Here is a 24,111-nt window from a genome sequence, read left to right as displayed (position 1 = left end):
GATCATCAGGACAACGAGTCGATCCAGCGCTCCAGGCGGCGGCCCTCCATCGCCATCAGGCCCGGGTCGCGAAAGGTGTTCGTCAGCAGGGCGATGCCCTGGTAGGAGGCGAACAGCGCCACCGCCAGCTCCCGCGCGTCCTGCCGCCCCATGGCCGCGAACTGGGCCTCGACCCAGTCCAGCAACCGCCCCATGACCTTGGCGATCGCCCGGTCCAGGCCGTCGTCGCGCTTGTCGAGCTCGGAGGCCAGGGTGCCGGTCGGGCAGCCGTACCGGGCGGTCAGGTCGCTGTGGCCGATCCAGCCGCGCAGCAGGGCCTTGAGCCGCTCCTGCGGCGTGGCCGGCCGTTCGAGCGCCTCGATCATGGAGTCGAGCTCGTGCCCGTGCGCCTCGATGGCGGCCTCGATGAGCTGATCCTTGGTCTTGAAGTAGTAGTAGACGTTGCCCACCGGGACGTCGGCCGCGCGCGCGATGTCGGCCAGGGTGGTCTTCTCGACGCCCTGCTCGTGCAGCACTCGTACGGCGGCGCCGGCCAGCCGCTCCCGCTTCCCCGCCCGTGTTGAGTTAGTCACCTGACTCACTATAGACAGCCCCGTCGCCGGGCCGCTATGGTCACCGAAGTAAGTCAGTCAACTAACTAATTCGAGAACGGACCCGATCATGCCCGTCCAGCATGTGCTCGACTCCACGATCGCCTACCGCGAGCTCGGCGACGGCGCGCCGATCGTCTTCCTGCACGGCAGCCCCACCTCCTCCCACCTGTGGCGCAACGTCATGCCCGCAGTCGGGCACGGCCGCCGCCTGGCGCCCGACCTGATCGGCATGGGGGAGTCGGGCAAGCCCGCCATCGACTACACCTTCGACGACCACGCCCGCTACCTGGACGCCTGGTTCGACGCCCTCGGCCTCGACGACGTGGTGCTCGTCGGCCACGACTGGGGCGGCGCCCTGGCCTTCGACTGGGCCGCGCGCCACCCGGGCCGGGTGCGCGGGATCGCCTTCACCGAGGCCATCGTCAAGCCGATGAGCTGGGAGGAGTTCCCCGAAGGCGGCCGCCCGCTGTTCCGGGCGATCAAGACAGAGGGCGTCGGGGAGTCCATGATCCTCGACGACGAGGGCTTCCTCCGCCAGGCCATGCCCGCCACCGTCGCCACCCCGCTCGCGGAGGAGGACGTGGCGGCGTACCTGCGGCCGTACCCGACCAGGGAGAGCCGCCTGCCGCTGCTGCGCTGGCCCCGCTCGCTGCCTCTGGGCGGGGAGCCCGCCGACGTCGTGGCCAGGGTCGAGGCGTTCGACCGCTGGCTGGCCGCCAGCGTCGAGGTGCCCAAACTGCTGATCGCGTTCCAGCCGGGCCCGGGCGCGATGTGGACGCCGGAGACGCTCGCCTGGTGCGCGGCCAACATCGCCTCACTCGAGACCATCCGGTACGACGCCGTCGCCGGTCACCACACCCCGGAGGACCGGCCGCTGGCCATCGCGGCGGCCGTCGAGGAGTGGATGGCCAAGCACGAGCGCTAGTCGTACGAGTGTTGGCCTACACTCGTTGTCATGGCTTTCACCGAGAGATCGGCAGCGACCAGGACCGCCATCCTCTCGGCTGCCAGGAAGTTGCTCATCGAGCGCGGCTACGACGCCATGACGATCCGGGCGGTCGCCTCGCTGGTCGGCGTGGACCCGTCGATGGTCATGCGTTACTACGGCAGCAAGGCCGGGCTGTTCAGCGCCGCCGTGGACGTGGACCTGCAGCTCACCAGGGTCGGCCAGCCGCCGCCCGACCGGATCGGCGAGCTGCTCGTCCGGCACTTCCTGGCCCGCTGGGAGGGCGACCTGTCCGACGACGTGCTGATCCTGCTGCTCCGCTCGGCCAGCACGAACCCGATGGCCGCCGAGCGTATGCGGGAGGTGTTCGAGACGCAGATCGCCGCGTTCGCGGCCCGCGTCATCGGGGCCGACGACGCCGCCTACCGCGCCGGGCTGGTCAGCACCCAGCTCCTCGGCCTGGCCCTGACCCGATACGTCCTGCGGTTCCCGCCCATGGTGGAGGCCGACGTCGAGACCCTTGTGCGCGACGTCGGGCCGGTCGTGCAGCGTTACCTGACCAAGTGAAAGTTTCAGCGGGAAGGCCCAGGTCGGTGCGGGTGGCCCGGCGCGCCCATTGACGCCGGCCGCGTCGCGTGCGATCAAAGCTCGGACATGGCCGTCCTCACGGCCCACGAATGTTAGCGCTACCAGAACGGAGGGATCGACGTGAAGGTACGCATGAGACGCCTGGCCATCCTGCCCATCCTGCTGATATGCGGATTCCTGTTACCCATCCGCCCCGCCCTGGCCGACACCAACGTGGCCAGGAACGCGACCCCGTCGGCGTCGTACACCTCCTCCTGGGAGAGCGTCGCGGCGATCAACGACGGCATCGACCCGCCGAGCTCGAACGACACCGTCAACCGCCGCTGGGGCACCTGGCCCAACACCGGCGCCCAGTGGGCCGAGCTCACCTGGACCTCCGCCCAGACGATCAAGTCGGCCGACGTGTACTTCTTCGACGACGGCGGCGGCGTGCGCGTACCGGCCTCGTGGAAGTTGCAGAGGTGGACCGGCAGTGCGTATGCCGACATTCCCGGCAGCTACCCGATCGCCGTGAACGCCTACAACAAAGTCACCTTCGCCTCCGCGGTGAGCACCACGCGGCTGCGCGTCGCGCTGCAGAGCGGGCAGGCGTCGGTCGGGCTGCTGGAGGTCAAGGCGTGGGCCGCAGACCCGCCCGGCGGCGGCACGTCCTGGACCCCGCCCGCGAACCTCGTCACCCCGCTCAACGAGGTGTGGCAGCACGTCGAGAGCACCTACCCCAACCTGTACGGCTTCCGTAACTACGGCTGGGACCAGGTCATGGCCAACGGCGGCTCGATCAACTACTGCGTACGGTGGGACACCAGCGCCTCGGTGACCGCGGCCCAGCGCGACCAGATCCACGCCACGCTGGCCCGCCAGTTCAAGAAGTGGATGGACCTCATGGTCGGCCACAACGGCTGGCCGTATAGCAGCGTGCCGGTGAAGGTGGTCGGCTGGGCCGTGCGTGACCGTGCCCAGCTCCAGTGGAGCGACAACTCCGTCGACGTCTACGTCAACAACATCCGCGAGAACGCCCCGCAGTGCTCCGAGCCGTGCGGCCGGTTCTTCAACCAGAGCGGGAACTATCCGAACTGCCCCGGCGGCGCGTCACACCACTACGACATGTCGCTCTGGCTGACCGCGGGCTTCGGCGGCGGCGCGGGCGGTGACTGGGGGCAGCGGATCGGCAGCGAGTACTACATGTCGAACCTCAACACCGACAACGTGCACATCCTCCTGCACGAGATGGGCCATTCCTTCGGCCTGGACGACTTCTACGACTGGACCCCCACCGGGGTCGGCGGCTTCCTGATGAAGGCGGGCAGCGCAGCGCAGATCACGGACTTCGACGCGTGGATGTTCCGTGACTGGTGGCGTCATCTCAAGAGCCGTTACGGCCTCTGACCGAGGAAGCCCAGGACGTCGGGGGCGAACCGCGTGTCGGTGAACGTGCGGCCGTGGCCGCGGCCACGGTACACGACCAGCCGCGCGTCGGGGATGCCCTCGACCGTCTGGCGGGCCAGGCTCAGCGGATAGACTTCGCCGACGCCGCCCGCGCCCTCGGCATCCCCGCGATCCTCGGCCCACCCTGACGGCCCGACCCCCTCTGGCCGCTCCGACCGCCCAGCCCACCCTGGAGGGCGGCTTGGCCGGGAAACCGGTGTGAAACTCGGCTGGAACCGGGTTTGTGTGGCGGGCCCCGATGGAGGGCAGAGACGCAGGTCTCGTGGAGATATCGATTCCTGGGTTTAGCAAGCCGTAACAAAGAGTTCTTGACGCTCGGCATGTCGGCTCCTACATTTCTGAGAAATCGATTGCTCGCGCCCCGAGCTCTCAACCATCAGGAGGATGGGATATGTCGGCCTTCGAGAGGGTGACTCGCCGATCGTTGTTGCGTGGCGGAGCCGTGGTGTTAGGTTCGGCAGTGGCGGCGCCGCTGCTGTCGGCGTGTGGGGGCGGGGGCACGGGCGGGAACGCCAAGGAACTGACGTTCTGGAACTTCTACGGCCCCAACCCGCAGGCCGACGCGCAGAGCAAGTGGTTCACCGACCTGGTGGCGGCCTGGAACGCCAACAACGAGGTCAAGGTCAAGCTCCACTACCTGCCCGTGTCCGAGTACCTAGCGGGCACGGCCCTGCAGACCGCGTTCTCCGCCGGGCAGGGACCCGACATCTTCCTGCTCAGCCCCGGCGACTTCCTCCGCTACCACAACGGCGGCGTGCTGACGGATCTCACGCCGCACCTCAAGCCCGACCAGATCGCCGACTTCGACGGCGGCGTGCTCGACACCCGCAAGGTGGACGACAAGGTCTACGGCCTGCCCATGGAACGCGAGCCGCTGGCCATGTTCTACAGCGTCGAGGCCTTCGAGCAGGCCAAGCTGTCCGAGGGCGACATCCCCAAGACGTGGGACCAACTCCTCGACGTGGCCGCCAAGCTGACCGGGAAGGACCGGTTCGGCCTGCTCTTCGAGACGATCCCCGGTTACTACCAGAACTTCACGTGGTACCCGTTCATGTGGATGGCCGGCGGTTCGGCCGTGCCCGGGAACGGCGGCGCCGGGTTCGACGTGCCCGGCGTGCACGCGGCGCTGAAGCTCTGGCAGGACGCCATCACCACCAAGGTCGCGCCGCGCAAGCCCCAGGGCGACGGTGCCGGCAACGGCCCGGCGAACCTCGGCAGCGGGTTCGTGGCCATGCAGCAGACCGGCATCTGGGCGGTGTCGCAGATGGAGCAGAGCAAGAAGGACTTCAAGTACGGGGTCTTCCCGCTGCCGGTGCCCGACGGCGGCACGTACACGACCGACCTCGGCGGCTGGGCCTTCGTGGCCAACGCCAAGGGCGCCAACCCGGAGGCCGCGGCCAAGTTCATCGCCTGGGCCCTGGGCGCCACCGACAAGGAGGGCGTCGAGCGGGGCCGCCAGTGGAACACCGTCGTCAAGACGAACCTTCCCGCCCGCAGGTCCGTCCAGGAGGCGGCCACGTCGGCGGGGGCGTTCGACAAGCCCGTGCTCAAAGTCTTCCTCGACCAGGTGGTCCCGGGCGGCCGGGGAGAGCCGCGGTACACGCCCGAGGTGTACAAGGCCGTCTCCGACGCCCTCCAGGCCGTCCAGCTCGGCGGGGCGAACCCGGCCCAGGCGGCGGCGGACGCGGCAGCCAAGATCGACACCTTCCTGAAGGGCTACAAAGGTGCTGCGATGCTCTGACCGCCACAACGGCGGCCCACCGCGGGTCCGCACACCCATGGCGCGGATGCGTACCGACGCGAGAGCGGGAGGTGGCGGGTGATGGCCACGTTGACGGATGCCGGGACGGCGGCGAGGCGGGCGGTCGTTCAGGCGCCACGGGGGTGGAGCAGGCGGCGGCGGGAGACGCTGGCCGGGTACGCGTTCGTCGCGCCCGACCTGCTAGGTTTGCTCGTCTTCGTCGGCCTCCCCATGGCGCTGGCCATCGGCGTCTCGCTCTTCAGCGTGGACGGCTTCGGCGGCTACACCTACATCGGCCTGGACAACTTCCGGCAGATGGCCGCCGACACCCAGCTCTGGCAGAGCGTCAAGGTCACGCTGACGTACGTGGTGACGTTCGTGCCGATCGGCTTCGTGGTCAGCCTGGGGCTGGCGCTGCTGGTGCGCGACCACTTCCCCGGCGTCGGCATCGTACGGACGCTGTTCTTCCTGCCGCACGTCATCAGCCTCGTCGTGGTCGGCGTCGTCTGGCAGTTCCTGCTGACCGACAAGCAGGGCGCCGTGCCCGCGCTGCTGCGGCCCGTGGGCCTCGGCGACGTGTCGTTCCTGGGCAACCCCGCCCTGGCGCTCGGGTCGATGGTGGTGATCAGCATCTGGTTCCTCATGGGTTACCAGATGCTGATCCTGCTCGGCGGGCTCAAGGACATCCCGAAGGAGTACGAGGACGCGGCGCGCGTGGACGGAGCCGGAGCCTGGCAGCGCTTCCGCTTCATCATCTGGCCGCTGCTTCGGCCCACCAGCTTCTTCGTGCTGGTCAACTCGACGGTCGGCGCGGTCACCGGGCTGCAGGCGTTCGACCTGGTGTACGTGCTCACCAAGGGCGGCCCGGCCGGCAGCACCACGACCGTGGTCTTCTACATCTACCAGCAGGCTTTCACCCTCAACAACTACGGCTACGCGGCGGCGCTGACCACGGTGGCGGTCGGGTTCCTGGTCGTGGCGACGGGGCTCATGTTCGGCGCCACGAGGGGAGGCCGGTTCGATGCCGGGTAAACTCCGCGCCCTGATCGGGTACGTGCTGGCCGCCGTCACCGTGGCGCCGCTGCTCTGGCTGCTGGTGTCGGTGCTGAAACCGGCCGACGAGCTGTTCGAGGTGGCGCCGCCCAGCCGGTTCACCCTGGACAACCTGCTCTACGTGCTGACCGAGGTCCCCATCGGCCGGTACATGCTCAACAGCGCGATCGTCTCCGTGGCGGTCACGGTGATCGCGCTCGTGCTGCACTCGATGGCGGCCTACGCGCTGGCCCGGCTGCGTTTTCCCGGCCGGCAAGTGATCTTCTCGGTGATCGTCTCCACGATGCTGGTGTCGTTGCCGGTGATCCTCGTGCCGCTGTTCCTGGTGGCCAGGCAGCTCGGGTTGCTCGACACCTACGCGGGGCTGATCCTGCCGGCGATCTTCCACGCGTTCGGGATCTTCCTGCTCCGGCAGTACTACCTGACGATCCCGCGCGAGCTGGAGGAGGCCGCGGACCTCGACGGATGCGGATATTTCCGGCGCTGGTGGCAGGTGGTCGTCCCGCTCAGCCGCCCCGTGCTCGCGTCCCTGTCCGTCCTGTTCTTCCTGGCCAACTGGAACGCCTTCCTCTGGCCGCTGACCTCGACCCGCGATCCCGACCTGCGCATGGTGCAGGTCGGGATCGCCACCCTCCAGGGCCAGTACGGCTCGGCCTGGAACTACATCCTGGCCGCGACGGTGATCGCGGCCGTGCCCACACTCGTCGCGTTCGTCCTCGGCCAGCGCCGCCTGGTCGAGGCGATCAAGACCTCCGGACTGAAGTAAGGAACGGCATGACCTACGGCAACCACGGCAGCAGCCTGCGCGACCTGCCCCGGCTGCGGGCCTCGAAGCGCAAGCGCGTCTCCAGCTACGACCGTACGGGCGCGAACGACGACCGGCTGACCGTCCAGCCGGGCACCACCGTGACCCTGGCCGACATCGAGGGGCCCGGCTCGATCAACCACATCTGGTGCACCGTGGCGCTCCCGCAGAAGGACGTGCCGGACGCCAAGGACGTCGACTACCTGCGGCGGCTCGTCCTGAAGATCACCTGGGAGGACCAGGAGCACCCGAGCGTGCTGGTGCCGCTCGGCGACTTCTTCGGCATGGGCCACGCCAAGACCGCGAACTTCGTCTCCGCGCCGCTGCAGATGAGCCCGCAGGACGGCAAGGGCTTCAACTCCTGGTTCCACATGCCGTTCGCGAGCCGCGCGAAGGTGGAGCTGATCAGCGAGCTGTCGGCCGAGCCGGTGTTCTTCTACTACTACGTCGACTACGAGCTGTTCGAATCCGCGGCCGACGACCTCGGCTACTTCCACGCCCAGTGGCGGCGCGAGCGCCCGACGGACGGGATCGAGCAGGGCACGCAGTCCAACCGCGAGTTCCAGGTCGAGGGCGTCAACGACACCGGCGACGGCAACTACGTCCTGCTGGAGGCCGAGGGGCGCGGCCATTACGTGGGCTGCGTGCTCAACATCAGGAACCTGCGCGAGACCAGCGACTGGAACTGGTACGGCGAGGGCGATGACATGATCTTCATCGACGGGGAGGCGTTCCCGCCCTCCCTGCACGGCACCGGCACCGAGGACTACTTCAACACCGCCTGGTGCCCGACGCAGACTTACCACGCCCCGTACCACGGCATCACCCTGCCCGGTGGCGACAACTGGAGCGGGGAGATCTCCCTCTACCGCTTCCACGTCGAGGACCCGATCACCTTCACCGAGTCGATCAGGGTGACGATCGAGCACGGCCACGCCAACAAGCGCTCGGACGACTTCTCGTCGGTGGCGTACTGGTACCAGACCCTGCCGCACCGGCCGTTCGGGCTGGCGCCGGTGGAGGAACGGCTACCGTTCCCCGAAGCTTGGTAATCGATTCCAGGCGTGGCCCCGGCTGGGGCCACGCCTGCCATGAGATGGGACGAGGTTGCTCAAAATCCAAGATGTCGCGCGGCACGCCGGGGTTTCCGCCGCGACGGTCTCGCGCGTGCTCAACGGCCGCTCGACGGTCAACCCGGAGCTGGCGGCGCGGGTGCACGCGGCGGTCCGCGAGCTCGGATACCGGCCCAACCGGGTGGCGCGCAACCTCAGGCGCAGGCGGACCACGCTGTGGGCGGTGCTCGTCTCGGACGTCGGGAACCCGTTCTTCACCTCGCTGGTGCGCGGGGTGGAGGACGGGGGCCGCCAGTTCGGCTACTCGGTCGTGTTGTGCAACACCGACGAGAACCGGGCGCGTGAGGCCGAGTACATCGCGGTCGCGCTGGCCGACAACATGGCCGGCGTGATCATCTCGCCCGCCGACGACTCCACCGACCTCAGCGCCCTGGTCGCCGCGGGCACCGCCGTGGTCATCATCGATCGGGAACTGGCCGAGACCGAGGTGGACGCCGTCCTGGTGGACAACGAGAAGGGCGCGGAACTGGCCGCCACCCACCTGCTGGAGTCCGGCTACCGGCGCATCGCCTGCATCACCGGGCCCCGGCGGATGCCCACCGCCATGCAGCGGCTGCGCGGCTACCAGCGGGCGCTGCGGGCCTTCGGGCTGCCGCAGGACCGGGCGCTGATCCGGCACGCCGACTTCCGCGAGGAAGGGGGCTACTCGGCGATGGCCGCGCTCCTGGACGAGGGGGTGGACATGGACGCGGTGTTCGCCGCCAACAACCTCATGACCGTGGGGGCCGTGGAGTGCCTGACGGAGCGGGAGGTGGCCATCCCGGGGCGGCTCGGGGTGATCGGGTTCGACGACATCCCGTGGGCGCGGCTGTTCCGGCCGGGGCTCAGCACCGTGCGGCAGCCGACGTACGAGCTGGGGCGGGCGGCGGCGGAACTGCTGGCGGCCCGCATCGAGAACCCGGCCCGGCCGGCGGTGCGCATGGTGCTCCAGACGGAACTGCACCCTCGCCCCAGCTCCCACCCGCGCCCGGCCTGACACACCGGCGCGAGAGGCTGAACCGGTCGGCCGCGGCGCGGCGCCCCGTGGTGCCGGAGGTCGTCCGGTGCACCGGCTTGGGCGTCGCGCCGCGGGAACTCACACGCGGCCCGGGGAAAGGAGAGGACCGCGTTCGGGCGGTGGCTCACACACGGCCCAGGGGAAGAAGAGGACCGCGTTCGGATGGTCGGCGTTGCGGTGGTTCACACACGGCCCAGGGGAAGGAAAAGGGCCGCGTTCAGGTGGTCAGTGCTGCGTGCAGGTGGCCGTCTGGGGCGAGGCGATGGGGATCTCCACCCCGATGCCCGCCGCCTTGACCCCTGGCGCGCAGAGCTTGGTGTCGTTGAGGGCGTTGACCGTGCCGTCGATGCTGATGGGACCGTGCGCCGCCGCCGGGGCCGCGAGCGCGGAGAGCGCGAGGGCCGCGGCGAGGGTGACGGCGGAGACGCGGGTTGACTGACGCATCAGGACTGCCTTCCTGGTGATGGAGGGGCCGATGGTTACCTGATGTGCTTTGCCGCCACGAGTGACTACGGAACGTGACGAGAGGTTACGGTGCGCTTCCGGACACGCCAAGCGACCCTGCCTCCGCCCCACGTGTCACCGTTGCGATTCTGTGATGTGAGGCGGCATTGACGGTCAGGAGGGTGCGATCTAGCTTGGGTGGAAATCGATTTCTGGGCAATCGATTTCTCACATGGAGGTCAATATCCTGTGGCAAGAATCGGACTGCTGAGCATCTCGGACGGGCGTGACTTCGTCGCCCGCGATCTCGTGGATCACATCACCAGCGCCACCACCGCCCTGGCCGAGGCCCTGCGCAAGGACGGCCACGAGGTGATCGTGGCGCCGGAGATCGTGTGGACGAACGAGCTGGCCACCTCGCAGGCCCGCCTGCTGGCCGACCGGCGGCCCGACCTGACGATCTTCAACTACGCCGTCTGGGCCTTCCCGCACTTCACCATGCTGGCCGCCGAGGCCACGCCGGGCCCGCTGCTGCTCATGGCCAACATCGACCCCGCCCAGCCGGGCATGGTCGGGATGCTCGCCGGCGGCGGCGGGCTCGACCAGATCGGGCGGGTGCACGCCAGGGCCTGGGGCGACATCGAGGACCCCGCCGTCAGGAGCCGGGTGCTGACCGAGGTGCGGGCCGCCGGCGCCGTACGCGGGCTGCGCGGCTCGACGTTCGGGCGGATCGGCGGCCGGCCGATGGGCATGTACACCGCGGTGGCCAACACCGACCAGTGGATGCGCACGTTCGGCGTGGACGTCGAGGAGATCGACCAGTGGGAGGTCGTGCGCCGCAGCGAGAACGCCTCGCAGACCCGGGTGACCGAGGCGCGCGAGTGGCTGGAGACCAAGGGCAACGTCCACTACGACGGCAAGCGGCTCACGCCAGAGCTGCTGGAGCGCCAGATCCGTACGTACTACGCCATGCGCGAGCTCATCGACGAGTGGAACCTGGACTTCTCCGGCATCAAGGGCCAGCCCGAGCTGACCACCCACTTCTGCACGATGGACATCGCCGAGTCCTTCCTCAACGACCCCTACGACTGGGAGGGCCCGAAGGAGACGCACGTCTGCGCGACCGAGGCCGACATGGACGGCGCGCTGAGCATGCAGATCCTCAAGCTGCTGAGCGGCGACCCGGTCCTGTTCGCCGACGTGCGGCACTACCACGCCGACAAGGACGTGTGGGACCTGTGCAACTCGGGCCAGCACGCCACCTGGTACGCCGCCCGCTCCGACGACCCCGCCGAGAACCTGGCCAAGACGCACTTCTACCCCGAGGTGTTCTTCTTCCCCGCGGGCGGCGCGAGCGTGCACCACCTGGCCGCGCCCGGTGCCGCCACGTTCGCCCGGCTCACCCGCAGGGACGGCCACTACCGCATGCACGTCATGCGCGGCGAGTTCGAGCTGTACGACGACGCCACGAACGAGGCGATGGCCCGGCAGTCCACCTTCGAGTGGCCGCACGCCTTCACCAGGCTGCACGTCCCGGCGACCGAGTTCCTGGCGCGGTTCGGCTCCAACCACATCCACGCGGTGCCCGGCGACTACGTGGCGGAGCTGGAAGCGGTGTGCAAGCAGCTCGGTGTCGAGTTCGAGGGGTTCGGCGATGCGGCGAACTAGCACATTACTGGCGGCCGTCCTCCTGGTCACCGGCGTCCTGGCGGTCCCCGCGCAGGCGGAGGCGGCGAGCAGGAGCGCGAAGGGCCCGGTCGGGTGGGAGGTCTACCGGCGGCTCGACCGGCTGCCCGAGCTGCCCGCGGGCGTGCAGACCAAGCAGTTCTCCAGCTTCGACCGCGCCGCCGGCAACAACGACGGCTTCGAGGGCACCTACTCCTGCCTGCGCACCACCGCGGAAGGCTGCGTGATCGCCGAGCACACCGGCGCCGGCGAGGTGCAGGCCATCTGGTTCACCAGGGACGGCGGCGACGTCACCGGCACGGGGAAGATCACGGTCGAGCTGGACGGCAGGAAGGTCGTGGAGGCGAGCCTGCAGGACCTGGTCAACGGCAGGCTGGGCGCGCCGTTCGCGTACCCGCTGGTGGGCAACGCCGACCAGAGCTCCGGCGGCGTGTACGTCGAGGTGCCGATGCCCTACACCCGCTCGATGCGCGTCACCACCGAGCACAACCCGCTCTTCTACCACCTCACCTACCGCACGTTCGCCGACGCCGATGGCGTGCGCACGTTCGACCCGGCCGACAAGGCGCAGGACGTGATCGACCGCCTCAAAGGCGGCGACCCCAAGCCACCCGTGAAGGGCGCGCGCACGCAGGACGCCGACGTCGACCTCGCCCCCGGCCAGTCCGTACGGGTGGCGCGCACGTTCGGCCCCGGCCTGCTGTCCGCGATCAAGGTGAGGCTGCCCCAGGCCGAGCGGGTCCAGCCCAGGACCGAGGCCGACGAGGGCCGGGCGTTCGGCGCGAACGGCTCCAGCGAGTTCACCGTCGCCGTCGATCCCGGCAACGACGGGGTGCGGCTGACCCGGCGCATCGACCCGGCCATCGGCCACCAGGTCGCCAAGGTGCTGGTGGACGGCCAGGAGGTGGCCCAGTGGCCGCCGAGCAGGCCCGGGGCCTCCGGCATGTGGGCCGAGGAGGTGGTGGACCTGCCCGCGAGCGCCACCAAGGGCAAGTCGAAGATCACGGTGAAGAACGTGTTCGTCTCCTCGGACCTGGACTACAACGAGTTCACGTACTGGGTGGACAGCGGCGGCGCGCGCACCGACACGGTGGACGTGGGCGACGCCTCGAGCGAGGCCGCGCACGCGTACACGATCGTGGCGCAGGCCTGGCAGGGCGAGCGGATCTTCGCCTTCCCGCTGGCCGAGGCCGATCTGGCGAAGGTGCGGACGGCGCAGGAGGTCCTGCGGGGGTTGCGGCTGCGGATCAGCTTCGACGGCGAGCGGACCGTTGACTCGCCGGTCGGCGAGTTCTTCGGCAGCGGGCACGCGATGATGCCGGTCAAGTCGCTGATGTACGGCATCGACGCCGAGACCAGCACGATGTCCGCGTGGTGGCCGATGCCCTACCGGACAGGGGCGACGGTCGAGCTCTACAACGGCTCCGGCAGGACCATCGAGGGCGAGGCGTCGGTCACGTCAGCGAACCGCCCGATGGCAGGAAATGTCGGTTACTTCCGGACGCAGTCCCGCGCCGGCGCGACCACCCCCGGCCAGAGCTGGACCTTCCTGCGCGCCACCGGCCACGGCAAGTTCGTCGGCGTCAGCCACACCATGCGCGGCCCGACCAACCGCAACTACCTGGAGGGCGACGAGCGCGTGTACGTGGACGGCTCACGCACCCCGCAGATCCATGGCACCGGCACCGAGGACTTCTACCAGGCCGGCTGGTACTTCAACCGCGAGACCTTCACCACCCCCTTCCACGGCAACCCCGCCCACCTGGCCCCCGCCACGGGCTGCCCGGCGCAGAACGACTGCACCGGCGCGTACCGGCTGATGATCGGTGACGCGGTCCCGTTCGCGAGCGCGATCACGTTCGACATCGAGCACGGCTGGACCAACGACGTCGAGGGCGTCTACTCCTCCACCGCCTACTGGTACGGCACCGGCGCGAACGCCACCACCCGCACCGACACCCTGACAGTTGGGGACGCGGCCAGCGAGCGGGCGCACGGGTACACCGGCCAGGGCGAGGTCACCACGCTCGACTCGGCGTTCGAGGGCGACCTGCGCACGAGCCCGACGTACAAGGCGGTCCAGCGCGTCACCGACGCCCCGGTGAGCTTCACCCTGAAGATCGACCAGGCGAACGAGGGCGTCGAGCTGCGCCGTACGGGCGACCAGGACCAGGCCGGGCAGCACGCGGAAGTCACCGTCGACGGGCGGCGGCTGGCCGACTGGGCGCAGCCGCTCGGCAACCGCTCCCGCAGATGGCTGGAGGAGGTCTACCAGATCCCGGCCGGGGCGACCCGCGGCCGCCGCGAGATCACGGTGCGGCTCACCCCGAAGACCCCCTGGTCGGCCGCCTCCTACAGCGCCTGGAGCCTGCGGTGACCGTGCTGGAGATGCGGGCCATCGGCAAGTCCTTCCCCGGCGTGCGGGCCCTGGACGGGGTGAATCTCACGGTGGGGGAGGGCGAGGTGGTGGCCCTGCTCGGGGAGAACGGCGCGGGCAAGTCCACGCTGATGAACATCCTGGCCGGGGTGTTCAAGGACTACGAGGGTGAGATCGAGATCGCCGGGGAGCCCGCGCGCGTCCACTCGCCGAAGGAGGCGGCGCGGCACGGGATCGCGATGATCCACCAGGAGCTCAACCTGGTGCCCGAGCTGTCCATCGCCGACAACATCTTCCTCGGCAGGGAACGCGCGATCCTCGACAGGAAGAGTATGGAGGCGCGCACCGCGGAGTTGCTGCGCGGCCTCGGGCTCGACCTGTCGCCGCGCCGGCTCATCAAGCAGTGCAAGATCGCCGAACGCCAGCTCATCGAGGTGGCCAAGGCGCTGTCGCAGAACGTCCGCGTCCTGGTGATGGACGAGCCCACCTCCGCCCTGGCCGACGCCGAGGTGCAGCGCCTGTACGGGGTCATCCGCGACCTCACCGCGCGCGGCGTGGCCGTCATCTACATCTCGCACCGCCTGGAGGAGCTGGAGGAGATCGCCGACCGGGTGGTCGTGCTGCGCGACGGCCGTCACATCGGCGAACGCTCCACGGTCGACCGGGACGAGCTGATCCAGATGATGGTGGGCCGGCCGCTGGGGGAGATGTTCCCCCGGGCGAACGGCGGCTCGGAGGGCGATGAGCTGCTGCGCGTCGAGGGGCTGAGCGTGCCGGGCGATCCGGCCGTCGGGCGTACGGCGCTGCGGGGGATCTCGCTGACCGTGCGCGCGGGAGAGATCGTCGGTGTCGCCGGGCTCATGGGCGCCGGGCGCAGCGAGCTGCTGGAATCGATCTTCGGCGTGCACCGGCCGTCGGAGGGGTCGATCAGCCTGGCCGGGGCCCCGTACCGGCCGAAAAGCCCCAAACAGGCGATCGACCGCGGCGTGGCGCTGGTGGCCGAGGACCGCAAGGCGCAGAGCCTCGTGCTCGGCAACAGCGTGGTCTTCAACGCGAGCCTGTCCTCCCTCGGGCGCTACCTGCGCCTGTGGCGGGTGGACCGGCGGCGCGAGAGCGCGGCCGTCGAGCGGCAGGTGCGCGACCTGCGCGTCAAGACGCCCGGTCTGCGCTTCACGGTCGGGAACCTCTCCGGCGGCAACCAGCAGAAGGTCGTGCTGGCCAAGTGGCTGCTGACCGAGCCGTCGCTGATCCTCATGGACGAGCCCACCCGCGGCATCGACGTCGGGGCCAAGGCCGAGATCCACGCCCTGATGTCGGAGCTGGCCGCCTCCGGCAAGGCCGTGCTGGTGGCCTCCTCCGAACTGCCCGAGCTGCTGGCCATGTGCGACCGGATCCTCGTGCTCTGTGAGGGCCGGATCACCGCCGAGTTCCCCAGGGGCGGGGCCGGCCAGGAGGCGATCCTCGAAGCGGCCATGGCGCGACAGCAGGTGACCACATGACCCTCGCCACCACGGAGAGCAGGACACGCCGCACGCTCTCCGCCCTGGGCGCCGCGCAGGCCTACATCGGCCTGGTGCTGATCCTCGCGGTCGGGATCGCCACCAAGGGCGAGATGTTCCTCAACGAGACCAACCTCACCAACGCCGTCGGCGCCTTCGCCTCCCGCGGCATCCTGGCCGTCGGCGTCACGCTGGTGATCCTGACCGGCGGCATCGACCTGTCGGTGGGGTCGCTGCTCGGCATCGCGTCGATGACGGCCGCGATGATGCTCTCGAAGTACTCCCTCGAACCGTGGCAGATCGTGCCGATCTGCATGGTGGTGGGCGCGTTCTTCGGGTTCCTGAACGGCGCGGGAACCACCTGGTTGCGCATCCAGTCGTTCGTCATGACCCTGGCCATGCTCTCGGTCGTACGCGGCCTGGACCGGCAGGTCAGCGACAACGTCAGCGTCGGCACCCAGATCGCCGGGCCCGACGGGAAGCTGACGCCGCAGGCGGAGGCGTTCCAGCTCTTCGGCACGCCGGGGCACAACCTGTTCGACCGCGTCTACTACCCGGTGCTGGCGTTCGTCGTGGTCTGCGTCGTCTTTCACCTCATCCTGGCCAAGACGCGGTTCGGCCGCCACGTGTACGCCGTCGGCGGCAACCCCACCGCGGCCCGCCTGTCGGGGGTCAACGTCACGGCGGTCACCATCGCGGTGTTCACGCTGTCCGGCCTGCTCGCCGGGTTCGCCGGGCCGATCGACGCCGCCTACAGCGCCTCGGCCGATCCGCAGGCCGGGCAGTCGTACGAGCTGGACGCCATCGCCGCGGCCGTCATCGGCGGGGCGTCGCTGGCGGGCGGCAAGGGCACGATCGCGGGCACGTTCGTCGGGGCGCTCATCCTGACGTTGCTGGACAACGTGCTCGGGCTCAACGCGGTGAGCGACAACTGGCAACTCGTGATCAAGGGACTGATCGTCGTCGTGGCGGTCGTCCTGCAGCGTCCCGATCTCTTCAAGTTCCTCCGAGGAGGGTCTCGATCGTGAAGAAGGCCATCACCATCGCGTTGTGCGCGGTTCTCGCCGCGGCCTGCGCGTCCAAGGCGCCCACCCCTTCGGCCTCCGCAGGCGGGGCGAAGGACAAGTTCGTCGTCGGATACTCGCAGTCGAACAACGCCGAACCGTACCGGGCGCAGCTCAACCTGCAGTTGAAGCACTTTCTGAAGAAATATCCGGACATCGAGCTGCTGCCGATCGCCGACGCCAAGCAGTCGAGCGCCACCCAGGTCTCCCAGGTGCAGAACTTCATCACTCAGAAGGTCGACGCGCTCATCGTCTCGCCCACCGAGCCCGCCCCGCTCACGGCGGCCGTGGAGCAGGCGTGCGCCGCGAAGATCCCGGTGATCGTCCTCGACCGCACCGTGAACACCGACTGCTTCACCGCCTTCATCGGCGGCGACAACGTGCTCATCGGCAAGAAGGCCGGGGAGGAGGCGGTCAAGCTGCTGCCGGACGGCGGCAACGTGGTCGAGCTGCGCGGCATCCTGTCCAATCAGCCGCAGATCGACCGCGACAAGGGCTTCCGCGAGGCCATCGCGGCCAACCCTAAGATCAAGATCATCGCCGACCGCGAGGGCAAGTGGCTCAAGGAGCAGGCCACCCCGATCATGCAGCAGTGGCTGGCCCAGCACCCCAAGATCGACCTCGTGTACGGGCACAACGACCCGATGGCGCTGGGCGCGTATCTGGCGGCGCAGGCCGCGGGCAAGGCCGAGCAGATCAAGTTCATCGGCATCGACGGCCTGGCCATCCCGGACGGCGGCATCCGCGCGGTCCAGCTCGGCCAGCTCTCCTCCACCTTCATCTACCCGACCGGCGCGCAGGAGGCGGCCGACACCGTCAACAAGATCCTGCACGGCCGGCAGGTGGACAAGCAGCAGGTGCTCGGGACCACGCAGGTCTCCAAGGACAACGCGCCCGAGCTCTACAAGCAGTACGACCTGTCGGGCCAGAACTGATGGACTCAGCGGGCGCTGCTCTGGCGGGGGCGGAGCTCGGCGGGCAGGACCACGGTGGCCGGCCGGCCGGACGGGGTGGCGATGCGGTCCACCAGGAGGCGGGCGGCCATGCGGCCCAGCTCGTAGGTGGGCTGCGCCACCGTCGTCAGCGACGGCCGGACGAGGTCGGCCCACGGGATCTCGTCGAACCCCACCAGCCCCATCTCCCTGGGCACCTCCACCTCCCGATCGGCCAGGCAGCGCAGCGCTCCCACCGTCATCAGGTTGTTGGCCACGAACACGGCGTCAGGGCGCTCGGGAGAGGACAGCAGTGACGCCATCGCGTCGTAGCCGCCCTGCTCGCGGAAGTCCGTCCGGACCACCACCGGCCCACCATCCGACGGGGCCTGCGACAGGGCTGAGGTGTAGCCGCGCAACCGCAGGTCGGCGGTGCTCACGCCCTCGGGCCCCGTGATGCACGCGATCCGCTCGTATCCGGCCTCCATCAGGTGCCGGGTGGCCGTGCGCGCCCCCGCCTCGTTGTCCACCACGACGGTGTCCACGGTGCCGCGCGGCAGCTCGCGATCGATGGCGACGACCGGGACGGGGGAGTCGAGCAGGCTCTTGGCCGCCTTGGCGCTCCCCGAGGAGGCGATGATCACCCCGGCCATCTGCTGGCTCAGCGCCGCCGCGACGTACGTCTCCTCCTTGGCCGGGTTCTCGTCGCTGTTGCACAACACGACCGAGTATCCGGCCTGCTGCGCGACGTCCTCGATGCCGCGGACCGTGGCGGTGAAGAACGGGTTGCCGATGTCGGAGATGATCACGGCCCAGAGCGTCGTGCGGCTGCGCCGCAGGTTGCGCGCCACCGCGTTGGGCCGATAGCCCAGGTCGCGGACTGCCGTCAGCACCCGGGCGACCATGTCGGGGTCGACGCTCCGCTGGCCGTTGAGCACACGGGAGACCGTGGCAGCGGAGACGCCCGCCTCGCGGGCGACATCGTAGATGGTGGGCATCGCACCAACTTTCTACCATCGACGGGCCCTGCCCTGTCCCCGGGCCGGTATCGGGGTGCTATCAGGAATCGCTTTCCGGACAAGATCATCATCCCACACTTCAGCAAATCTCGAAATATACCGTTTGTGGTGCGATAACGCCTGACGAGAATCCTGACAATTCACCGCTTGGCGGCTGTCAGCCCGGCGATTATACGTTCCTTGAGAAATCGATTGCTCACTGGCTCTGCCCCTTCACCCCTCACCGCACGCCAGGAGAAGTCATGTACTCCATCGTCCGACGATGTGTGAGCACAGGGCTGGCCACCGTGCTCATCGCGGCCACGGCGGCGGTCCCCGCGGCCGCGGCTGTCCCGCCGCCCAGCCCGTTCTTCTCGACCGTGCGGATCGACTCCGGCGCCACGGTCGGCGCGCCCGCCGCCGGCGACAACCGCGACCACGGCGACCTGTGGCCGAACTGCTGGTCCGACGACGACAACGTCTACACCGCCTACGGTGACGGCGTCGGCGAGGGCAAGGCCGACATCGTCACCTTCACCAGGGGGACGGTCAACGACGTGTTCGTGAGCCTGTCCACCGGGACCGCGTTCGGCGGCGGCGTCAAATGGCACGACTTCTTCGGCCTGAACGGCGAGACGACGCTGTGAGAGGCCACGTCCGCTGACGCACACCCGGGCGCGCCGTCTCTCACGGAGGCGGCGCGCCCGCGCGTCGCCTCCGTGAGAGGGTGATCCCGTGCCTTCCAACGAAGACTCCGGCGGCGTGCGCAGCGTGCAGCGGGCGTTCGACATCCTGTCCCTGCTCACCGAGGGCCGGCGGACGCTGACGATCCGCGAGGTGGTGGACGAGACGGGGCTGGCCAAGACCACGGCCCTGCGCATGTTGCAGACGCTTGAGCACATGGGGTTGTTGTGGGCCACCCCGAAGGGGTACGCGGCGGGGCCCGCGTTGTGGCGGTGGGCGCACCTGGCCCGTCACGCCTGGGAGCTGCCGCCGGAGACCGTACAGCTCATGCGGGAGCTGGGCGCGCGGCAGCGGGAGACGGTCAACCTCTACGTGCTGCGCGACGTGCACCGGGTGTGCATCGCGCAGCAGGAGAGTCCGCAGCCGCTGCGGCACGTGGTGCGGGTGGGCGACGAACTGCCGCTGTGGGCGGGAGCCTCCTCGAAGGTGCTGCTCAAGGACGCGCCGGAGCGGCTGCTCGATCGGGTCGCCCGCACCTCGCCGTACGGAGAAGGCCACGTGGCGCGGCTGCGGGAGTGGGCCGCGCGGGCCGAGCACGACGGTTACGCGGTCAGTCACGGCGAACGCGAGCCCGGCCTGTCCGCGGTCGCCGTCCCGGTCACGAGCGGGTCGAAGGCCACGGTCGCCGCGCTCACGCTGAGCGGCCCCACCGTGCGCTTCACCGACGACCGCGTCGCGGAGTTCGTCACCGACCTGGCCGAGACGGCCAAGCGCATGTCGGAGCGCGGATTCGAGCATCCCCTGAGCTGACGGGCGGCCACTAGGATGGTTCGATGACCTCGCAGCCGGCCACCAGGGCACGCCAGCGCGACGCCGACCGCACCAGAGCGGAGATCCTCGCGGTCGCCCAGAGCGAGTTCGCCAGGCACGGATTCGCCGGGGCGCGGGTCGACGAGATCGCCGAGCTCATGCGCACCACCAAGCGCATGATCTACTACTACTTCGGCAGCAAGGAGCGGCTCTACATCGCGGTCCTGGAGAAGGCCTACGCCGAGGTGCGCGAGGTAGAGCGCACGGTCGACGTCGAGCACCTGGCGCCGGTCGAGGCCATCCGCACCCTGGCCGAGCTGACCTTCGACCACCACGACGCGCACCGCGAGTTCATCCACCTCGTCGCGATCGAGAACATCCACCAGGCCGAGCACATCCGCAAGTCCGAGGCCCTGGCCGGCCTCGGCACGCCCGTGCTCGACCTCATCTCCCGCATCCTCGACGCCGGGCAGGAGTCCGGCGACTTCGTCACCGAGGCCGACGCCATCGACGTGCACATGATGATCAGCGCGTTCTGCTTCTTCAGGGTGGCCAACCAGCACACGTTCGGGGCGCTGTTCGGGCGCGACATGACGGCTCCCGAGCATCGGGTGCGGCAGCGGCGGATGGTCGGCGAGATGGTCGTGGGCTACCTGCGCGGCGAGGGCGACAGCTCCTGACGCACGGCCCCGGCCGGCACGAACCAGAGCGTGATCAGGGCAGACAGGAACGTCACCGAGCAGGCGACGTTGAGCGCCACCGGCAGGCCGTACGCCTCGCTCATGGCCGGGCCCGCGAAGGCGCCCGTCATGGCGACGGCGGCCTCCACGGTCATGAACACCGCGGTGACGCGGCCGAGGAGCTCGCCCGGGGTCGCCCGCTGCACGAACGTCTGCACGGCGACCATCACCGTGACCCCCGGCAGGCCGAGCAGGAACGCGGCGGCCAGCGCGAACGGCAGCGAGGTGCTGTTGAACATCAGCAGGAACGCGGCCCCGACCAGCGCCTGAGCCACGGCGATGACCGGTCTGGGCGCGAAGCGGTCCACGAGCCGGCGGCTGACGGGCGCGCCGACGAGGAAGCCGAGCCCCAGTGCCGACAGCAGGTAGCCGACGTCGGTGCTCCCGCCGAACGTGGAGACCGCGAAGGGGACGAGCAGGGCGGTGAGCGCGGCGTTGGCCAGCAGGTACGTGCCGTTGGCGGCCAGCAGCGCCCGCGTCGCCGGAGCCCGCCGGACCAGGCGCAGACCCTGGCCCAGGCCGCTCCTCCCGCCCAGGTGGGTGTGGGGGCGGGCGGAGGTGAGGGCGATGCCCGTCGCCGACAGCAGCCCGGCCGCCGCGGCGGCGCCGACGACCGCGTCGATGCCGTACATCGCGAACAACAGCCCGCCGAGCGGCGGACCCGCCAGCCCGACCACGCCCGTGGAGACGGAGCTGATGGCGTTCGCGCTGGTCAGCTCGGGCCCGGTGCCGACCACGGCCGGAATGTGGGCCTGGGAGGCGGGCCGGAAGAACACCGCGGCCGTGCCCTGGCCCAGGACCGCCACGTACACGAGCCAGATCGTCTCCGGACTGCGGGCGAGTAACGCCACGGAGATCGCCGCCGCGTGCACCAGATCGGCCGTGATCATCAGGCGGCGGCGGTCCCAGCGGTCGGCCACGGCCCCGGAGACCGTGCCCAGCAGCAGCGCGGGCAGGGACTCGAAGGCCAGGGTGACGCCGGTGGCCAGCACCGAGCCGGTGACGGCGTAGACGTGGGCCGGGATGGCGACGACGAGCATGCTCGTGCCGAGCCCGGCGATGGCCCGCGCCGCCCAGAGGTAGCGGAAGTCGCGGACGCGCAGGGCGTGCGGCATCGCTGCCCTCCTCTCTTGGGGGATTATTCTCCCAAGAGACAACACGCACCAAATTATTCTGTCAAGATAGATATGTGGATCCTGTGGAACTGGGCCGGCGGCTGCGCGGCCGCCGGTCAGCCCTCGGCCGGACCGTCGCCTCGGTGGCCGCCGACGCCGCCCTGTCGGTGCCGTACGTCGCCAATCTCGAGAACGGGCGGGGCAACCCGACCATCTCCGCCCTCGACCGGCTCGCCGAGGCGCTCGGCACCCGGCTCGTCATCACCCTCGCCGACCCCGGCACGGAACCGGCCGTCCCCGCGCCGCCGCCGTCGCTGGTGGCGTTCACGCGGGGGCGGCGCTTCCGGCGGGAGGTGGGAGTGCTGGCGGGGCTGCTGGACGAGGACGATCGGGCGGTCCGCGCCATGCTCGCCGACGCCCTCGCCGCCGTCGCGGCGCCGCTGCGGCGGGACCTGAAGGAGAGGGACTGGGAGCGGCTGCTGGACGCGTTGGTGCTGATCCTCGGGCACCCGCCGGGGGAGTGACGGTCTCAGGTCAGCGCGTCGAGCGTGCGGTCTCAGGTCAGCGCGTCGAGCGCGTGGTCTCAGGTCAGCGCGTCGAGCGCGTGGTCTCAGGTCAGCGCGTCGAGTGCGCGGTCGACGTCATCCTCGGTCGTGTACACGTGGAAGCTGGCCCGCACCCTGCCCGCCCGCACCGCGGCCCGGATCCCCGCCGCCGCCAGTCGCTCGCCCGGGGCGTCCACCGCGACGATGGCCGTGTCGGACGGCTCCAGGCCGAGGCCAGCCCTGAAGCGGTTGGCGAGGCCCACGTCGTGGGCGCGGACGCGTTCGACACCGAGCTCGTTCAGCAACTCGATCGCGGGGGCGGCGCCGACGAAGGAGAACCAGGCCGGTGACAGGTCGAACGCCCGCGCGTCATCCGCCAGGCGCAGCGGCGGCCCATAGTAGGAGCCGCCCTCGTCGGCGCCGCCGTACCAGTTGGCGGCCAGCGGGCGCATGCGCTCCCGCACCCGCGGCGACAGGTAGGCGAACGCCGCCCCCCGCGGCGCCATGAGCCACTTGTACGCCGCGCAGGCCAGCACGTCCACGCCCTCGACGTCGACGGGCAACCAGCCGCAGGCCTGGGAGGCGTCGGCGATGACCAGCACGTCATGGGCCCGGGCGGCGGCCACGATGTCCGCCACCGGAGCGACGTACCCCGTGGCGGACTGCACCACGCTGAACGCCACCGCCGCCGTGTCACGCGTGATCGACTCCGCCACCCGGTCGGCCGGAACCGTCTCGACCTCGGCGGCCACGGCCCACGGGAACAGGTTGCTGGTGAACTCGATCTCCGGCACCACGACCTTGGCCCGCGGCGGCAGCGCCGTCGCCACGACGGACATGATCTGCGAAACGGTCGAACTCACACTCACGTCGGCGGGTCGGGCGCCGACGAGGCGCGCGAAAGCGGTCCGCGACCTGCCCACCGACGCGTCCCACGGCTGCCAGTCATTGCTGCCGTGCCGCCATTCGGTCAGGACGGCCTGCAACTCCTCGAAGGCACGGCGAGGGGGCAGACCGTAGGAGGCGGTGTTGAGCCAGCCCGGATCGGCGTCCCAGAGCTTGGCGGCAGCGGTGATGTCCATGAGATCAGCCTAGAACGGACGTCCGTGCACCAACCACGCGGCGTGCACCGGACCACGCGGCGTGCACCGGACCACGCCAGGTAGCCCGCCGTAGCGCTCCGCCGCCCGGCCGGAGGCCTCAGCGGGCGGCGCGTTGCCACAGCGCGGGCCAGCCGCCGTTGTCCAGCCAGGCGGCCGGGACCAGGAGCCCGCCGGCGGCCACCCGCTCCCGGAACACCTCCAGGTCGCCGCCCAGCTCCGCGGCGTCGGGAAACGCGCGCCGCCACGGCCCGTCCGGGTCCTCCAGGTCCGTACGGGGGAAGCCGGGTACGGTCACCTTGCCCGGCTCACTCACCGAGACGGCGGGTTCAACGAGAGGAGGCCAGGACGTGATCGCGACGACCAGCGCACAGAGCACCGCCGTGTCCGCGCGGCGGGCCACCTGGTGGGCGAGCACCGGATCCGAGGCCCGCGCCAGACGGCCGAGCGCGGCCCGGATCCTGCGGCCCACCAGCTCCATCGACCGGGCGGGCGCGATCTCCTCGTGCCGGGCGAGCCCGCGCAACGAGCCCGGCAGCGGCCCGTCGGCCAGCAGCAGGCCGAGCTGATCCGCATAGATGCGCAGGCCGGGGTCCAGCGCCGCCAGCGCCCGCTCCAGCGGCCGCGCCCCGGTGGCCCGCCACAGCGCCGCCAGGCCCACCACCGGCAGCCCGTTGCGGCAGACGCGCTCCATCCGCTCGGCGGAGAGCCTGCGCAGCGCCGTCAGCACCTCCGTCGGCGCGGGCGGAAGATCGGATGCGACCTCTGACCGGGCGGCGACGCCCGTACCGCTTCGGGCGTCTGGCCGGGCGGCG

General features: G+C 70.2%; 24 protein-coding genes. 18 read left to right on the top strand and 6 right to left on the bottom strand.

The window, feature by feature from the left end; all coding sequences use genetic code 11:
- Window positions 1–5 precede the first annotated feature (5 nt).
- Window positions 6–572 (bottom strand): TetR/AcrR family transcriptional regulator, encoded by a 567-nt coding sequence (locus ACFPZ3_RS20920; protein WP_379515851.1) that lies wholly within the window; start codon window positions 570–572, stop codon window positions 6–8.
- A gap of 88 nt (window positions 573–660) precedes the next feature.
- Here ACFPZ3_RS20920 and ACFPZ3_RS20915 point away from each other — a divergent pair, with 88 nt between their 5' ends.
- The 9 genes from ACFPZ3_RS20915 (at window position 661) to ACFPZ3_RS20875 (ending at window position 9,281) form a co-directional block, all read left to right on the top strand.
- Complete coding sequence (locus ACFPZ3_RS20915) at window positions 661–1,518, top strand: haloalkane dehalogenase (RefSeq protein WP_379515850.1); 858 nt, start codon at window positions 661–663, stop codon at window positions 1,516–1,518.
- Window positions 1,519–1,548: 30 nt separating this feature from the next.
- The gene (locus tag ACFPZ3_RS20910) at window positions 1,549–2,106 is read left to right on the top strand and encodes a TetR/AcrR family transcriptional regulator (RefSeq protein ID WP_379515849.1); all 558 of its coding nucleotides are present in this window, start codon (window positions 1,549–1,551) and stop codon (window positions 2,104–2,106) included.
- 141 nt (window positions 2,107–2,247) lie between these two features.
- Window positions 2,248–3,513, top strand: coding sequence for a hypothetical protein (locus tag ACFPZ3_RS20905; protein ID WP_379515848.1), 1,266 nt, complete (start codon window positions 2,248–2,250; stop codon window positions 3,511–3,513).
- Between the two features lie 53 nt (window positions 3,514–3,566).
- On the top strand, window positions 3,567–3,701 hold the full coding sequence (locus tag ACFPZ3_RS20900; RefSeq protein ID WP_379515847.1) for a hypothetical protein: 135 nt from the start codon (window positions 3,567–3,569) through the stop codon (window positions 3,699–3,701).
- 317 nt (window positions 3,702–4,018) lie between these two features.
- Window positions 4,019–5,314, top strand: coding sequence for an ABC transporter substrate-binding protein (locus tag ACFPZ3_RS20895; RefSeq protein WP_379515846.1), 1,296 nt, complete (start codon window positions 4,019–4,021; stop codon window positions 5,312–5,314).
- An 81-nt stretch (window positions 5,315–5,395) separates the two neighbouring features.
- On the top strand, window positions 5,396–6,346 hold the full coding sequence (locus ACFPZ3_RS20890; RefSeq protein ID WP_379515845.1) for a carbohydrate ABC transporter permease: 951 nt from the start codon (window positions 5,396–5,398) through the stop codon (window positions 6,344–6,346).
- A complete protein-coding gene (locus tag ACFPZ3_RS20885) occupies window positions 6,336–7,133 on the top strand; it encodes a carbohydrate ABC transporter permease (protein WP_379515844.1) in 798 nt (265 codons plus the stop codon). Before ACFPZ3_RS20890 ends, ACFPZ3_RS20885 begins: the two co-directional genes overlap by 11 nt.
- A gap of 8 nt (window positions 7,134–7,141) precedes the next feature.
- Window positions 7,142–8,224 (top strand): glycoside hydrolase family 172 protein, encoded by a 1,083-nt coding sequence (locus ACFPZ3_RS20880; protein WP_379515843.1) that lies wholly within the window; start codon window positions 7,142–7,144, stop codon window positions 8,222–8,224.
- A 55-nt stretch (window positions 8,225–8,279) separates the two neighbouring features.
- Window positions 8,280–9,281 (top strand): LacI family DNA-binding transcriptional regulator, encoded by a 1,002-nt coding sequence (locus ACFPZ3_RS20875; protein ID WP_379515842.1) that lies wholly within the window; start codon window positions 8,280–8,282, stop codon window positions 9,279–9,281.
- A 246-nt stretch (window positions 9,282–9,527) separates the two neighbouring features.
- Here ACFPZ3_RS20875 and ACFPZ3_RS20870 read toward each other — a convergent pair whose 3' ends face one another.
- Entirely contained in the window at window positions 9,528–9,746 is a 219-nt protein-coding gene (locus tag ACFPZ3_RS20870; protein ID WP_379515841.1) for a hypothetical protein, read from the bottom strand.
- A gap of 249 nt (window positions 9,747–9,995) precedes the next feature.
- Between ACFPZ3_RS20870 and ACFPZ3_RS20865 the strand changes: the two genes are divergently transcribed.
- Genes ACFPZ3_RS20865 through ACFPZ3_RS20845 form a run of 5 tightly spaced genes read left to right on the top strand, consistent with a single transcriptional unit; the run spans window position 9,996 to window position 17,307 of the window.
- Window positions 9,996–11,414, top strand: coding sequence for an L-fucose/L-arabinose isomerase family protein (locus ACFPZ3_RS20865; protein WP_379515840.1), 1,419 nt, complete (start codon window positions 9,996–9,998; stop codon window positions 11,412–11,414).
- Window positions 11,401–13,809, top strand: a complete 2,409-nt coding sequence (locus ACFPZ3_RS20860) for a glycoside hydrolase family 172 protein (RefSeq protein ID WP_379515839.1) — start codon at window positions 11,401–11,403, stop codon at window positions 13,807–13,809. The genes ACFPZ3_RS20865 and ACFPZ3_RS20860 overlap by 14 nt, the downstream gene beginning before the upstream one ends.
- Window positions 13,806–15,308 carry a sugar ABC transporter ATP-binding protein gene (locus tag ACFPZ3_RS20855; protein ID WP_379515838.1) on the top strand — a complete coding sequence of 501 codons (1,503 nt, stop codon included), beginning with the start codon at window positions 13,806–13,808 and terminating at the stop codon, window positions 15,306–15,308. Before ACFPZ3_RS20860 ends, ACFPZ3_RS20855 begins: the two co-directional genes overlap by 4 nt.
- Window positions 15,305–16,336, top strand: coding sequence for an ABC transporter permease (locus ACFPZ3_RS20850; RefSeq protein ID WP_379515837.1), 1,032 nt, complete (start codon window positions 15,305–15,307; stop codon window positions 16,334–16,336). Before ACFPZ3_RS20855 ends, ACFPZ3_RS20850 begins: the two co-directional genes overlap by 4 nt.
- The gene (locus tag ACFPZ3_RS20845; RefSeq protein ID WP_379515836.1) at window positions 16,333–17,307 is read left to right on the top strand and encodes a substrate-binding domain-containing protein; all 975 of its coding nucleotides are present in this window, start codon (window positions 16,333–16,335) and stop codon (window positions 17,305–17,307) included. Before ACFPZ3_RS20850 ends, ACFPZ3_RS20845 begins: the two co-directional genes overlap by 4 nt.
- A gap of 5 nt (window positions 17,308–17,312) precedes the next feature.
- Here the strand turns inward: ACFPZ3_RS20845 and ACFPZ3_RS20840 are convergent, their stop codons facing one another.
- Window positions 17,313–18,302: a LacI family DNA-binding transcriptional regulator gene (locus ACFPZ3_RS20840; RefSeq protein WP_379515835.1), complete on the bottom strand. Its 990-nt coding sequence runs from the start codon at window positions 18,300–18,302 to the stop codon at window positions 17,313–17,315.
- Between the two features lie 263 nt (window positions 18,303–18,565).
- On the opposite strand from ACFPZ3_RS20840, the gene ACFPZ3_RS20835 reads away from it, so the two are divergent.
- The 3 genes from ACFPZ3_RS20835 to ACFPZ3_RS20825 all read left to right on the top strand — a co-directional run bounded on the left by ACFPZ3_RS20835 (window position 18,566) and on the right by ACFPZ3_RS20825 (window position 20,476).
- Window positions 18,566–18,949: a hypothetical protein gene (locus ACFPZ3_RS20835; RefSeq protein ID WP_379515834.1), complete on the top strand. Its 384-nt coding sequence runs from the start codon at window positions 18,566–18,568 to the stop codon at window positions 18,947–18,949.
- Window positions 18,950–19,037: 88 nt separating this feature from the next.
- Window positions 19,038–19,796: an IclR family transcriptional regulator gene (locus ACFPZ3_RS20830; protein ID WP_379515833.1), complete on the top strand. Its 759-nt coding sequence runs from the start codon at window positions 19,038–19,040 to the stop codon at window positions 19,794–19,796.
- Between the two features lie 23 nt (window positions 19,797–19,819).
- Window positions 19,820–20,476: a TetR family transcriptional regulator gene (locus ACFPZ3_RS20825; RefSeq protein WP_379515832.1), complete on the top strand. Its 657-nt coding sequence runs from the start codon at window positions 19,820–19,822 to the stop codon at window positions 20,474–20,476.
- Here ACFPZ3_RS20825 and ACFPZ3_RS20820 read toward each other — a convergent pair.
- A complete protein-coding gene (locus ACFPZ3_RS20820; protein ID WP_379515831.1) occupies window positions 20,446–21,651 on the bottom strand; it encodes an MFS transporter in 1,206 nt (401 codons plus the stop codon). The genes ACFPZ3_RS20825 and ACFPZ3_RS20820 overlap by 31 nt on opposite strands.
- A gap of 74 nt (window positions 21,652–21,725) precedes the next feature.
- Here ACFPZ3_RS20820 and ACFPZ3_RS20815 point away from each other — a divergent pair, with 74 nt between their 5' ends.
- Window positions 21,726–22,175 (top strand): helix-turn-helix domain-containing protein, encoded by a 450-nt coding sequence (locus tag ACFPZ3_RS20815; RefSeq protein ID WP_379515830.1) that lies wholly within the window; start codon window positions 21,726–21,728, stop codon window positions 22,173–22,175.
- A gap of 86 nt (window positions 22,176–22,261) precedes the next feature.
- Here ACFPZ3_RS20815 and ACFPZ3_RS20810 read toward each other — a convergent pair whose 3' ends face one another.
- The gene (locus ACFPZ3_RS20810; protein WP_379515829.1) at window positions 22,262–23,278 is read right to left on the bottom strand and encodes an aminotransferase class V-fold PLP-dependent enzyme; all 1,017 of its coding nucleotides are present in this window, start codon (window positions 23,276–23,278) and stop codon (window positions 22,262–22,264) included.
- 118 nt (window positions 23,279–23,396) lie between these two features.
- Window positions 23,397–24,111 (bottom strand): hypothetical protein (locus ACFPZ3_RS20805; protein WP_379515828.1); only part of this gene is annotated, 715 nt, incomplete at its 5' end.

Source organism: Nonomuraea insulae, from assembly GCF_042656245.1.
This window is presented reverse-complemented; position numbering and strand designations above follow the sequence as displayed.